Genomic DNA, 12,840 nt, shown 5'->3' with positions numbered 1-12,840 from the left:
GCCGTGGTCGGAGGACCACGAGAGCCCCCGGCCGGCGCGAGCAGCGCTGGCCGGGGGCTCTCGTGGGGTGCGGAGCCAGACCTCGTCAGACGGTGAAGCGGCCCGTGAGCTCCTGCAGCCGGCTCGCCGAGTCCGCCAGGGAGGTCGCCGTGGCGGCCGTCTGGCCTGCGCCGGCCCGGTTCTGCTCGGTGCCGGCGGCGATGTCGGAGACGTTCGCGGAGATCTGCGCGGACCCGGTGGAGATCTCGGTGACGTTGCGGACCATCTCGCTGGTGGTCGCCGACTGCTCCTCCACCGCCGCGGCGATGGTGGACTGCACCTCGTCGATGCGACCGATGACGTCCCCGATCTCCGTGACGGCGGCCGCGGCCGCGGCGGCGTCGTTCTGGGTGGCGTTGACCTTGCCGACGATCTCCTCGGTGGCCTGGGCGGTCTGGCGGGCCAGCTCCTTGACCTCCCCGGCCACCACCGCGAAGCCCTTGCCGAGCTCTCCGGCGCGGGCGGCCTCGATGGTGGCGTTCAGGGCCAGCAGGTTGGTCTGCTCGGCGATGGTGGTGATGAGCTTGACGACGTCGCCGATCTCCTTGCTGGAGACCCCGAGGCGCTCGATGGCGCCGCCGGCCGAGCCGGCGGCGGTGACGGCGTTGGAGGCCATGGCGGAGGCGTCGGCGGTGGCGGTGGCGATCTGGGCGATGGCGGCGGTCATCTCCTCCCCGGCGGCGGCGACGGTGGAGATGGAGGCGGTGACCTGCTCGGAGGCTGCTGAGACGACCTGGGTCTGGGTGGCGGCCTCCTCGGCGCCGGCGGAGATCTGGGCGGCGACGCTGGACAGGGAGGCCGAGGCCGTGGCCAGGGAGCGGGCTTCGGCGGCGATGTCGCGCATGGCGGTGCCGAGGGTGGCCACGGTGGTGTCCACGGCGTCGGCGAGCTGGCCGACCTCGTCCTTGGTGGTCAGGCCGACGCGGCGGTCCAGGCGGCCCTGGGCGACCTCGACCATGACCGCGACGACCCGGGACAGCGGCCCGCTCACGGACCGGGAGACCAGGAGCGCCATGAGGACGGCGAGGACGATGGCGGCCACGGCGCAGCCGGCCACGAGGAGCGCCGAGGCGCGGTAGGAGGCCTTCCCCTCGGCGGCCATCTCGCTCGCGGTGGTCAGCTCGGTCTTGGTGATGGCGTCGACGGCGGCGAAGGCGGCCTTGGCCGCCGGGGTGGCCTTCTGCTTGCGGACCTCGATGAAGCCCGCCGAGTCTCCGGCCTTGGCCAGCGGCACCATCTCGGCCAGCGCGGCACGGTACTGGGACAGGGCCGTGGTGAAGGCGGTCCGCTGCTCGGCCGTCGACGACGGCTCGGAGTCCGTGTAGGCCTTCCACGCGGTGTCGAGCGCTGCGTCGCTCGTCGCCAGCGCGTCCGCCGCGGCGGCCACGTCACCCCCCTTGGCGAGGGCGAGGTTGGCGACGTCGAAGCGGACCTGCAGGAGCGCCAGCGACGAGCGGTCCGCGGTGTCGACCGAGACCAGACCGGACGTGGCCAGCCGGTCGAGGTTCGCCTGCGACTGGGCGAGGCGCGTGAGCGCCAGCCCGCCGACGAGGCCGACCAGGAGGCAGACGGCGCCGAAGCCGGCGAAGAGCTTGTGCGCGATGCGCAGGTCTGCGAGGCGGTGGAGCACGGGACCCTCCGATGCGGTTGCTGGGAGACGGCTGTGAGTCCCTGTATCGGTCGGTCGCCGTCTGCCTTGAGGGGTACGTCGGGTGCGTCTCGCCCGTCGACGTCCCCTGGAGAGAGGCGAGAGTCCCCGGCCGGCGCGGGCAGCGCTGGCCGGGGGCTCTCGTAGGGTCCCGGGCGGGACCTCGTCCGACGGGGTCAGACGGTGAAGCGGCCCGTGAGCTCCTGCAGACGGCTGGCCGAGGCCGCCAGGGACCCGGCGGTGGTGGCGGTGTGACCAGCGGACTCCCGGTTCTGCTCGGTGCCCGCGGCGATGTCGGAGACGTTCGCGGAGATCTGCGCCGACCCGGTGGAGATCTCGGTGACGTTGCGGACCATCTCGCTGGTGGTCGCCGACTGCTCCTCCACCGCCGCGGCGATGGTGGACTGCACCTCGTCGATGCGGGCGATGACCTCACCGATCTGGGTGACCGCCGAGGCCGCGGCCGCGGTGTCGGCCTGGGTGGCGGTCACCTTGCCCACGATCTCCTCGGTGGCCTGAGCGGTCTGGCGGGCCAGCTCCTTGACCTCCCCGGCCACCACCGCGAAGCCCTTGCCCAGCTCACCGGCGCGGGCGGCCTCGATGGTGGCGTTCAGGGCCAGGAGGTTGGTCTGCTCGGCGATGGAGGTGATGAGCTTGACCACGTCACCGATCTCGCGGGAGGAGACCCCGAGGCGCTCGATGGCGGTCCCGGCCGAGCCAGCAGCGCTGACCGCCGAGGAGGCCATCGCCGAGGCGTCGGCGGTGGCCGAGGCGATCTGGGCGATGGCGGCGGTCATCTCCTCCCCGGCGGCGGCGACGGTGGAGATGGAGGCGGTGACCTGCTCGGAGGCTGCCGAGACGACCTGGGTCTGGGTGGCGGCCTCCTCGGCGCCGGAGGCCATCTGGGTGGACACGCTGGACAGGGAGGCCGAGGCCGTGGCCAGGGAGCGGGCCTCGGTGGTGATCTCCTGCATCGCCGCTGACAGGGACTCCAGGGAGGCGTCGGTGGAGACCGCCAGCTGGCCGACCTCGTCCTTGGTGGTCAGGGCCACGCGCTGGTCGAGGCGGCCCTGGGCGACGCCGGCCATGACGGCGACGACCTTGGCCAGCGGCCGGGTCACCGACCGGGCCACCACCAGGGCGATGCCGACGGCCAGCGCCAGGGCGGTCACCGCGCAGCCGACGAGGAGGGCCAGGGCGGCCCGGTAGGCGGTCTGCCCCTGCGCTGCCAGGTCCGCGGCGGACTTGAGCTCGGTCTGGGTGATGGCGTCGACGGCGGTGAAGGCCGCCTTGGCCGCCGGCGTCGCCTCCTGCGTGCGGACCTCGAGGAAGGCCTCGACCTGGTTGCTCTGCGCCAGCGGGACCATCTTCTGGAGGGCGGCCCGGTAGGCCGTCAGCGCCGAGGTGAAGGCGCTCTGCTGGTCGGCCGAGGAGGCGGGCCCGGACTCCTGGTACTTCGTCCACGCCGCGTCGAGGGCGGCATCGTCGGTCTGGAGGGTCTTCACAGCGTCGGCGATGGCGGACGGGTCCGTGACCAGCGCGAGGTTGGCGGCGTCGAAGCGGACCTGCAGCAGCGCCAGTGCCGCCCGGTCGGCGGTGTCGACGGAGGCGAGGCCGGACCCGGCGAGCTGGTCGAGGTTGGCCTGGGCCTGGGTGAGCCGGGAGGCGCTCACCCCCGCCACGACGAGCAGTAGCAGGCAGACGACGGCGAAGCCGACGTAGAGCTTGTGAGCGACCCGCAGGTCGGCGAGGCGGTGGAGCACGAGACCTCCATCGGTCAGGGGAAGGGTGTGTCTCCCTAGAGATCGACATCACCGCGCGGGCACTTGAGGATCTTGGGCACCCAAGATCGACGCGGGCGCGTGCGCCCCTGCTCGGGCGGTCCACCACGCCGCGCACCGCTCGGCGGGCATCGGCGCGGCGTACAGGTAGCCCTGCACCTCGTCACAGCCGAGGGCGGCCAAGCAGGCCAGGGTCTCGGCGTCCTCCACGCCCTCGGCCACCACGCTCAGGCCGAGCGCGTGCGCCAGCGCCACGGTGCTGCCCACGATCGTGCGGGCGCGATCGTCCGCCAGCAGGCCGGCGGTGAAGGACGCGTCGAGCTTCAGCTCGTCCACCGCGAGGTCGCGCAGCCGGGACAGGGAGGACTGGCCGGTGCCGAAGTCGTCGATGCTCACGCGCACTCCCGCCCCGCGCAGCGCCTGCACCACGTCCTTGGACCTCTCGACGTCGCGCAGCAGCACCGACTCCGTCACCTCCAGCACCACGCTGGACGCGGGCACGCCGTGCTGGAGCAGCAGCACCGAGACGCGGTGCGGCAGCTCGACGTCGTGCAGGGCGCTGGCAGGCAGGTTCAACGACATCCGCGGCGTGAGCCCGCCGGTGCGCCACGCCGCCAGCTGCTCCACGCCGAGGCGGAGGACCTCCTCGGTGAGCGGCCCCATCAGCCCGTGCGCCTCGGCCAGGTCGAGGAAGCGCGCTGGGCCCAGCAGCCCGCGGGCCGGGTGCTCCCAGCGCACCAGGGCCTCCACGCCCACCGGCCGCCCCGTGGTGGCGTCCACCTGGGGCTGGTGGTGCAGCACCAGCTGCCGCTGGGCCAGAGCGACGCGCAGGTCGGCCACCAGCGCCAGCTGGCCGGCGGCGTCGTCGTGGCGCGCGGGGTCGTGGGCCACCCAACCGCTGCCGGAGCGCTTGGCGTCGTACATCGCGGCGTCGGCGGCGCGCAGCAGCCAGGAGGTCAGCGCGACCGCGTCGTCGTCGTCCTCGGCTCCGGCGGCGGGGGAGAGCGGCGGGAGCCAGGAGGCGGTGCCGGTGCTCGCGCCCACCAGCACGCTGCCCGCGCCGAGCTCCACCGGCTCGCCCAGCGCGGTCACCACCGAGGTGCCCAGGGTCGCGGCGCGCAGCGCCGCACCGGAGCCGGGCTCGCAGGGGGCCACCACCACGAACTCGTCGCCGCCCAGGCGCGCCACCACCTCCCCGGGCAGGAGGACCTCGCGCAGACGGTCGGCGGCGCAGCGCAGCAGCTCGTCGCCGGCGGCGTGGCCGAGGGCGTCGTTGACGTCCTTGAAGCGGTCGAGGTCGATGACGGCCACCACCACCGGCTGGCGCTGCACCAGCACCCGGGCCAGCAGCGCTGTCACGGCGCGCCGGTTGGGCAGCCCGGTCAGCTCGTCGACGAGGGAGGAGCGGCGGTTGGCCACCAGCGCCCTCAGCTCGCGGACGTCCAGCAGCAGCCGCCCCGAGGCGGCCAGCGCCGCCAGGGAGGCCACCACGGCCACGCCCGTCATCCGCTCGACCAGGGCGAGGGTGACCACGGGCAGCGCCCCGGCCACCACCGCGTACCCCGTGGTGCTGCTGATGACCACGTCCTGCCGCTCGCGGGGGTGCGGCACCGCGGGCAGCGCCGCGCAGACGGCCAGCGCCAGCGGCCACGGCGCGCGCACCAGCAGGGCCCACGGGATGAGCGGGAGCTGGCTCGCCAGCACGGCCGCGGTCCCCGCCGCCACGAGCAGCAGGGCGGCGCTGAGCACCGCGGGCCGCGGGTCGCCGCGGCGCAGGGCCCCGCGCGTGGTGGCGGTGAGCACGCCCACCACCACGAGGTTGCCGCTGATCGACACCAGGCCGGGCAGCGCGGGTCCGAAGCCCACGGCCAGGCCGGCGAGGTGCGTGAGCGCCTGGGCGGCGGTGGTGAGCACCACGATCGCGCAGACCGTCCCCACCAGGTGGTCGGGGTCGATGCCGCGGCCCTCGGGGTCGGGCCGGGTCCAGCGGATGACCGCCAGGTACGTCAGCGTCATCATCACCAGCACCCCGGCGCACAGGACCGCGGTGGTGGTGGCGGCGGGCAGCCCCGCGCGCACCGCCACGGCCACCGCGAGGACGGAAGCGGTGATGGCCCACAGCGACGCGCCGAGCAGGCGCCACGTCCGCTGCTCCTCCGCCGCTCGCCGGCCGCGCCACCGGATCAGCAGGCCCGCGCTGGCCAGCAGCGCCAGGTAGGCCACCGCGCTGGTGGCGGTGCCCGTGGTGCCCGGCAGCAGGAACGGAGCGACGACGACGACGAGCGCGGACGCGGCGGCCGCGCACAGCGCAGGGCGGGGGGCCCTGTCGGAGCGGGGGGTGTCGCGCGGCACGGTGGTGCATCGACCCGTGGAGGGCGGTGATCCACTCGTCGGTGCGAGCGTCACCCGTCTGCGCCCCGGCGCCTCGAGCCCCTTTCCGGGGATGGTCTTGCAGCTCGGTGGAGCTCCGCTGATGCGGTGGACAGACCTCTCACGGCTCTTCTGGGGCCGATCAACTGGATGCTGTTCCCCTCTGCCAGAACCGGAGGTCCCCGTGGTCGATCGTGGAAGGCCCTCAAGGGCGACGGTCTACCGGCGGCTCGACACGGCCACCACTGACGTGCGGGATCGGCGTGGCGGACTCCCCACGCCGCAGGAGGCTGCGGCGGTGTGGGACGACATCGGGCACCTGGAGGCTCACCACTCCACAGCGCTCGGGGGGAACACGCTCGTCCTCCGCGAGGTCGAGGCTCTGCTCGAACGCCAGCGGCCCGTGGGCGACGAGCCGTTGCGCGAGCACCTGACGGTGCAGGGATGCGGAGATGCGGCTCGCTGGGTCTACACCCAGGCGCACGACCGCAGCCGCCATGACCGGTTCATCATCCCGAGCATCGCCGGGCCAGCGCGCATGGTCCCTCTGGCGGTGCTGGTCACACCCGAGATCGCCCTCGTAGCCCTGCGGCACGCTGCGCGTCGGGGGCGTCTGGAGTCCTACCAGGACGCCGACGGAACGTGGCGGAGCAGCCGGCACGCCGTCGACCAGTACCTGGCCTCCCGGTTCCGCAGGAGCGCACCGCCAGCCTGAGCATGGGGTGGTGACGCCTCTGCGCCAGTTCGTCGCGGAGGTGCAGCGCGGGATCAGTGGTGGGGCTGGGAGCAGGCGGGGGGCCACACGAGGGCGCGCACGCGGTCCAGGACGCGGGCCAGCGCGGGCCGGGTGCGCCGGGTGTCGGTCTGGAAGCCGTCGAAGACGCTGCCGAGGGTCGGGACGCCGCGCTGCTCAGAGGTCATGCACCTGGATCGGCAGCGGGCGGCTCCGGCTGGGCCGCCGCAGCGGTGAAGGCACCCGATCAGCCCTGCACGCTCACGCCACCACATCGCCAGATCCGCGGCTCCCGCCACGGACGTGGGCACCGACGTCCTTGATCGCCCGTGCAGCCAGGCCGAGGCGGTGCTCGGGGTGGAGGCCACCTCCCAGGAGCAGCAGCGAGAGTCCATCCGCTCCTGTGGCGCGCTGGAGGGCGGACACCGCCAGCGTGGACGCCACGACCCCATCAGTCCGATCCCCCGCGAGAGACCCGAGAGTGAGGTCCACGTGCGGCCCGGGGCCACCAGGCCGTGAGGAGCGCACCTCCGTCACCTGGTGCGCGAGCAGCAGACTCTGCGCGGCACAGCGACACCACGGCCCTGTGGCGCGCGTGACCGCGGCGGTGCCTCGTCGGCGAGCAGGAGGACGCGTCGCCCCTCCTGGTGCGCCGGAACGCCGGCGCGCTGCAGAGCGTCGCAGCGCGGGTGTCACGCCGCCTCGGCGTCTGCGTCCTCCTGGTGGTCGGGTCGCGCACCGGGTTGTCCACCGGGTTGTCCACCGGGTTGTCGGCGCAGGTCGGCCGCGGCGGCGCGGGTCGCGGCGATCCGCTGGTGGAAGGAGTTGCGCAGCGGCCGCTGGGCCGCGTCGACCCACGGCGGCGGCACGAACCAGGGCACTGCGGCGCGCACGGTGATCGTCCAGTGACCGAGGTGGATCTCGGTGTGGTGCCGCGAGCACAGCAGCACCAGATTGGCCACGTCGGTGGCGCCGCCCTGGCTCCAGAAGACGATGTGGTGGGCCTCGCACCAGGTGGCTGGGGCGCTGCACTGGGGGAAGGCGCACCCGCCGTCCCGCGCGGCGAGCGCACGGCGTTGCGCGCGGGTGGCGAGCCGTCCGAGGGACTCCATGCGGACCACGGCGCCGTGGCGGTCGAGCACCACCTTGTCGACGACGGCGTCGCAGGCGTGCCGCCGCAGGGCGGTGGTGGACAGCGGGTCGGGGTCGTGGGTGCAGACCGCGCCGCCGGCACCTGGATCTTCGGCCAGCTGGGCCTCGGTGGCGACGACCACGAGTCGTCCCACCTCGGCCTCGAGGTCTCCGGGGGCGCTCTCGCCGCGCCGGACCAGCTCGGCGAAGGCGTCGGCGTTGCGCTGGGTGGTGGTGCGCACGTCCACCGGGGCCTCCGCGCCGCCGGGGTCGCCGTCGTCGTCGTCCTGGTCTCCGGAGTCGGGGGAGGCGCAGCGCGTGGGGGCGGCCAGACCTGACAGGGCGGCGGTGAGCGGCAAGGCGTCGGCCTCGGGCACGGAGAAGCGGAACTGGACCATGCCGGTCCAGTCGGTGTACCAGCTGCCCTGCCGGCGCTCGTAGCTGGCGGCGGGCGGCTCAGGCCACTGGTCAGCGGGGTCATCGGAGCAGACCGCGCGGCGCAGGTGCTTGGTGAGGGTGTCGGTGTCGCTGGGGGAGAAGTCGCGGGCCTGGTCGGTGAGGTGGTCGTCGACCTCCTCGCGCCGCTCGTCGAGCACGCGCTGGGGCAGGCGCGGGAGCAGGCGCGTGGCCACCTCGACGTGCTGGCGCGAGACCTCACCGGCCGCCAGTGCCGCTCCCAGGCCGCGCAGTGCGCCGCACGCGGGGTCGGTGGCGCGCGCTGCGGCCACCTCGGTGGAGGCCGCGCCGCGCCCGAGGCGGGCGGCGCGCTCCAGCCAGCCCTTGGTCTGGGTGCCCGGTGCCTTGCGGCGGTGGGGGCGCTCGTGCTCGACGAGCATGCGGGTCAGGTGCAGCTGGGCGGCCGCCACCGCGGCTTGGGCCGCCTGCAGCTGGAGGTAGGCGGCCTGCAACTGCGCCAGCGACAGCGACGCCCCGGAGCTGGCCAGCAGGGAACCCGCTGCCTGGGTGATCTGCCCGGGCGCGCACAGGACGGGGTGCGTGGGAGCGCACCCGCCGAGCACCTCGCCGTCGATCACGTCTCTGAACCTAGAGGCCACCACCGACAGCCCGGGGATCTCCGCGGGGCCTCTGCGCAGGACCGTTGCCGGGACCTGTCGAGCAGGTCCAGGCACGGCGCTGACGTCTACGCGCGGACCGCTGCGCTGCAGCCACGCCACCGCCAGCTCACGGCCGGAACGACCTGGCGATGGAGCAGTCCAGCAGCTCGCCGCCGCAGGCACAGACCGACAGACCTGCGGATGACGGAGCGTGAGGACGGTGCTGGAGCTCTTCGAGGATCTGCACGGCGACGTGCACGGGAAGAGTCGCCGACATCCTGGCGGTCAGGGGAGTCCAGGTCGTTCGAGTCCGGCTGGCTCCCTCCCCGGTCAGTGGTGGGGCTGGGAGCAGGCGGGGGGCCACACGAGGGCGCGCACGCGGTCCAGGACGCGGGCCAGCGCGGGTCGGGTGGGTCGGGTGAGCCGGGTGCAGGTCTGGGAGCCGCTGAAGAGGCTGCCGAAGGTGAGGGCGCCGCGCGGCTCAGTGCTCATGCACCAGGGATCGGCCGGTGGAGCCGTCGCCTTCGGCGCCAGCGGCCGGAAGGCACCCGATCGGCCCCCCGCGCTCCCGCCACCAGACCGGCAGCTGCGCGGCCGGCATCGGCCGGGCGACGAAGTAGCCCTGCGCCTCGTCGCAGCCGAGCTCGCGCAGCGCCCCCAGCGTCGCGTCGTCCTCCACGCCCTCGGCCACCACGCTCAACCCCAGCGCGTGGGCCATCGCCACGGTCCCGGCCACGATCGTGCGGGACCGCTCGTCCACCAGCAGCTCACCGGTGAAGGTCGCGTCCAGCTTCAGCTCGTCCACGGCCAGGCCCTGCAGCCGCGCCAGGGAGGAGTGGCCGGTGCCGAAGTCGTCGATGCTCACGCGGACGCCCGACCCGCGCAGCGCCTGCACCACCGTCCGGGACCGCTCCGGGTCCCGCAGCAGCACGGACTCGGTCACCTCCAGCACCAGGCTGGACCCCGGCACGCCGTGCTCGAGCAGCAGCGCGTCCACGCGGCGCGGCAGGTCCAGGTCGTGCAGGGCGCTCGCGGGCAGGTTCAGCGACAACCGCGTGAGCAGGCCGTCGCGGCGCCACGCGCCCTGCTGGGCCACGCCGAGGCGCAGCACCTCCTCGGTGAGCAGTCCCATCAGCCCGTGGGTCTCGGCGAGGTCGAGGAAGCACTCCGGTCCGAGCAGTCCGAGGCGCGGGTGCTGCCAGCGCACCAGCGCCTCCACGCCCACGGGGGTGCCGGAGTCGGCGCGCACCTGCGGCTGGTGGTGCAGCAGCAGCTGCCCGGTGACCAGGGCGGCGCGCAGGTCGGTGGCGAGTGCCAGCTGGCCCGCGGTGTCGTCGTGGCGGGCCGCGTCGTGGGGGACCCAGCCGCCGCCGGACCGCTTGGCGTCGTACATGGCGGCGTCGGCGGCGCGCAGCAGCCGGGCGGCCAGCGAGCCGGCGTCGCCGTCGTCGTCCTCAGGAGCAGCGGGGGAGGACGGGGGCTGCCAGGTGCTGGTGCCCGTGCTGGCCTCCACCTGCACCACCAGCGCGCCGAGCGGCGCCGGAGCGCTGAGCTGGCAGGTGATGGCGGCGCCCAGCTCCGCAGCCCGCTCCTGCGGCGTGGTGGGGGAGCAGCAGGGCGCCACCACCACGAACTCGTCGCCGCCGAGGCGGCCGGCCACCTCGCCGGGCAGCAGCAGGGAGCGGAGCCTGGCGGCCACGGTGCGCAGGAGCTGGTCTCCGGCGGCGTGGCCGAGGGCGTCGTTGACGTCCTTGAAGCGGTTGAGGTCGAGCACGGCCACCACCAGGGGGCGCTGCTCGGACAGCGCCCGCTCCAGCACCGCGTGGATGCCGCGGCGGCTGGACAGGGAGGTGAGGTCGTCGACGAGGGAGGCGCGCCGCTCGAGCAGCACCTGGCGCAGCTCGCGCACGTCCAGCAGCAGGCGGGTCGCCGAGCCCAGCAGGGCCGCGGTGGCGAGCACCGCCACCACCCCGAGGCCGCGCTGCGCGGCCACGGCCGCCACGGGCAGGGCCAGGACCACCACGGCGAAGCCGCTGGTGCTGCTGACGGCGACGTCGTGCCGGTCCCGCGGGTGCGCCACCTGGGGCAGCAGCGCGCACAGCGCCAGCGCGGCGGCCCACACGCCGTGGGGGAGCAGCGCCCACGGCAGCAGCCCCGAGGGGTCCCTCACCACCAGCAGCGTGAGGTTGATGCCCATGCCCGCCAGCAGGGCGGCTGTCAGGACCACGGGTCGCAGGTCGCCGCGGCGCGCCCACCCGCGCGTGGTGCCGGCCATCACCGCGGCCTCCACGAGGGAGCAGGCGGCCTGCACCAGGAGGGGGAAGCGGGAGTCGTGCAGGAGGCGCTGGTCCCCGGTCCACGCGCTGGCGGCCAGCAGCGCGCCCGCGACCAGCACGAGGGCGCAGCAGACGGCGTTGACCAGGTGGTCCGGGTCCACCCGCGCGCGGTGCTCCGTGGGGCTGGTCCACCGGATGACGCCCAGGTAGTTGAGCGCCACCCCCAGGAGCATCAGCGACGCGAGGGTCGGCGGCACCCAGGTCCCGGCTCCACCGGTCGCGTTGCCCACCACGATGACCACCACGGCGAGCACCCCGGCGACCAGCGCTCGGCCCAGGTTGGCCCACAGCTGGTGGTCCGGGGTGGCCGGGGGAGTGCGGCGCAGGCGCCACCGCAGGGTCAGCAGCGCGCTGGCAAGGCCGGTCACGTAGACGGCCATGGCCGTGGTCTTGGCCGCCGGGTCGGGCTGAGACAGTCCGATGAGGACGACGACGACGAGCGCGGCAGCGCACACGCCGAGCGCAGCGCGCGGCGCGCCGGCCTCGGGGGCGAGTCCTCTCACGTCCCCCTGATCGACAGGTGGCGGTGGCGGGTCGAGCAGCCGGTGCGGGGATCACCCATCCGTCGGTGGCAGGCCGCCCACCCCTGCCCCGGGCGCGGACGTGGCACGAGAACACGGTGCGTGGTGGTGACGCCGCGGTCGACGTGCACGACGCGCCTTCGCCGTCGCGGGCGGCGACGAGACGCTGGGTGGCGCTGTCGGGCATTCCGCCGGCCGTCACGTTGAGTCACATCTCGGTCGCAGCGGCCGTCCTCCGGGGGCGAGGGGGGCGAGTCTGGGCAAACTCGCAGGTCGCGAGGGTCGTTCTGTCCGGATTGGTGGCGGTTCTTCCGATATCGACGTTCGTGTGACTCGCGTGACGAGCGGGACGCAAAAAGATTTCCGAGTCGATTGGGGCGTGTCGCGACGCGTGGCGTGTCGCGGTGGGGCACTGTTCTCGTACGCCGAACGGGGGAGCTTCCTCCGGCTCCCGTGAGGCGCGACCCACCACGGCGACGCCGCCGCGACACGCGCGGACCACAACGATGTGGTTCGGCGTCACCGCAGGTCAGCGGCCGTTCGTGCCGCGCTGCGACACGCCGACACGCGCCATGTTTGGAAATCCCACGGTTGGGGCAGCGGCCCGGCTAACTTCTTCCTTGTCGTCACCGAGAGGTGAGGAAGAAACACAGTCCGTAATGTCCGGATCCGCCGGACGGCGGATCTGGAAGACCCGGAACCCCGGGTCCTTCCCAGGCCCGGGGACCAGCGTCCCCAACCGTTCATTCCATGGAGGACATTCACATGTCTGCTCGCAACATGGCGAAGCGCACCGCCGCGGGGACGCTCGCTCTCGCGGTCTGCCTCGGTGGTGGCGCCCTCGCCCTCGCCGGTGCCGCCAACGCCGACGCCAACTTCAAGTTCGACCAGCGCATCCAGGGCGATGACCGCTACGGCACCGCGATCGCCGCCTCCAAGGCCGCGTTCGACAAGGCCGACAACGTCATCCTCGTCAACGGCTACGCCACGGTGGACGGCCTCACCGCCTCCTACCTCGCCGGTGTCGCCAACGCCCCGATCCTCTACGTGAGCGACAAGGGCGCCGACGACGCGACCAAGGCCGAGATCAAGCGCCTCGGCGCCAAGAACATCTGGCTGATCGGTGGCACCACGGTCATCCCGACCTCCGTCGAGACCGCCATCAAGGGCGACGGCTACACCGTCAACCGCATCAACGGCTCCGACCGCTACGAGACCGCCAAGCT

9 protein-coding genes are annotated in these 12,840 nt (G+C 74.2%); 2 read left to right on the top strand and 7 right to left on the bottom strand.

Annotation, left to right across the window (positions count from 1 at the left end; translation table 11 throughout):
- Positions 1-85 precede the first annotated feature (85 nt).
- The 3 genes from H7K62_RS23230 to H7K62_RS23365 form a co-directional block, all read right to left on the bottom strand.
- Positions 86-1,669, bottom strand: a complete 1,584-nt coding sequence (locus H7K62_RS23230; protein WP_186715275.1) for a methyl-accepting chemotaxis protein — start codon at positions 1,667-1,669, stop codon at positions 86-88.
- Positions 1,670-1,863: 194 nt separating this feature from the next.
- Positions 1,864-3,450, bottom strand: a complete 1,587-nt coding sequence (locus H7K62_RS00040) for a methyl-accepting chemotaxis protein (protein ID WP_370591518.1) — start codon at positions 3,448-3,450, stop codon at positions 1,864-1,866.
- A 48-nt stretch (positions 3,451-3,498) separates the two neighbouring features.
- On the bottom strand, positions 3,499-5,820 hold the full coding sequence (locus H7K62_RS23365; protein ID WP_186715273.1) for a putative bifunctional diguanylate cyclase/phosphodiesterase: 2,322 nt from the start codon (positions 5,818-5,820) through the stop codon (positions 3,499-3,501).
- Positions 5,821-6,136: 316 nt separating this feature from the next.
- Between H7K62_RS23365 and H7K62_RS00030 the strand changes: the two genes are divergently transcribed.
- Positions 6,137-6,553, top strand: coding sequence for a hypothetical protein (locus H7K62_RS00030; RefSeq protein ID WP_222436832.1), 417 nt, complete (start codon positions 6,137-6,139; stop codon positions 6,551-6,553).
- 53 nt (positions 6,554-6,606) lie between these two features.
- Here the strand turns inward: H7K62_RS00030 and H7K62_RS00025 are convergent, their stop codons facing one another.
- The 4 genes from H7K62_RS00025 to H7K62_RS00010 form a co-directional block, all read right to left on the bottom strand.
- Positions 6,607-6,759, bottom strand: a complete 153-nt coding sequence (locus tag H7K62_RS00025) for a hypothetical protein (RefSeq protein ID WP_186715269.1) — start codon at positions 6,757-6,759, stop codon at positions 6,607-6,609.
- Between the two features lie 504 nt (positions 6,760-7,263).
- Positions 7,264-8,736, bottom strand: a complete 1,473-nt coding sequence (locus H7K62_RS00020; RefSeq protein WP_186715267.1) for an HNH endonuclease signature motif containing protein — start codon at positions 8,734-8,736, stop codon at positions 7,264-7,266.
- Positions 8,737-9,087: 351 nt separating this feature from the next.
- On the bottom strand, positions 9,088-9,249 hold the full coding sequence (locus tag H7K62_RS00015; protein WP_186715265.1) for a hypothetical protein: 162 nt from the start codon (positions 9,247-9,249) through the stop codon (positions 9,088-9,090).
- The gene (locus H7K62_RS00010; RefSeq protein ID WP_186715263.1) at positions 9,239-11,596 is read right to left on the bottom strand and encodes a putative bifunctional diguanylate cyclase/phosphodiesterase; all 2,358 of its coding nucleotides are present in this window, start codon (positions 11,594-11,596) and stop codon (positions 9,239-9,241) included. Before H7K62_RS00010 ends, H7K62_RS00015 begins: the two co-directional genes overlap by 11 nt.
- Positions 11,597-12,379: 783 nt before the next feature.
- On the opposite strand from H7K62_RS00010, the gene H7K62_RS00005 reads away from it, so the two are divergent.
- A partial coding sequence (locus H7K62_RS00005) for a cell wall-binding repeat-containing protein (RefSeq protein ID WP_186715261.1) occupies positions 12,380-12,840 on the top strand: 461 nt, incomplete at its 3' end.

Origin of the sequence: Quadrisphaera sp. RL12-1S (assembly GCF_014270065.1) — a bacterium.
Lineage (GTDB): Bacteria > Actinomycetota > Actinomycetes > Actinomycetales > Quadrisphaeraceae > Quadrisphaera.
The sequence above is the reverse complement of the archived record's forward strand: the minus strand, read 5'-3'. Positions and strand labels throughout refer to the sequence as shown.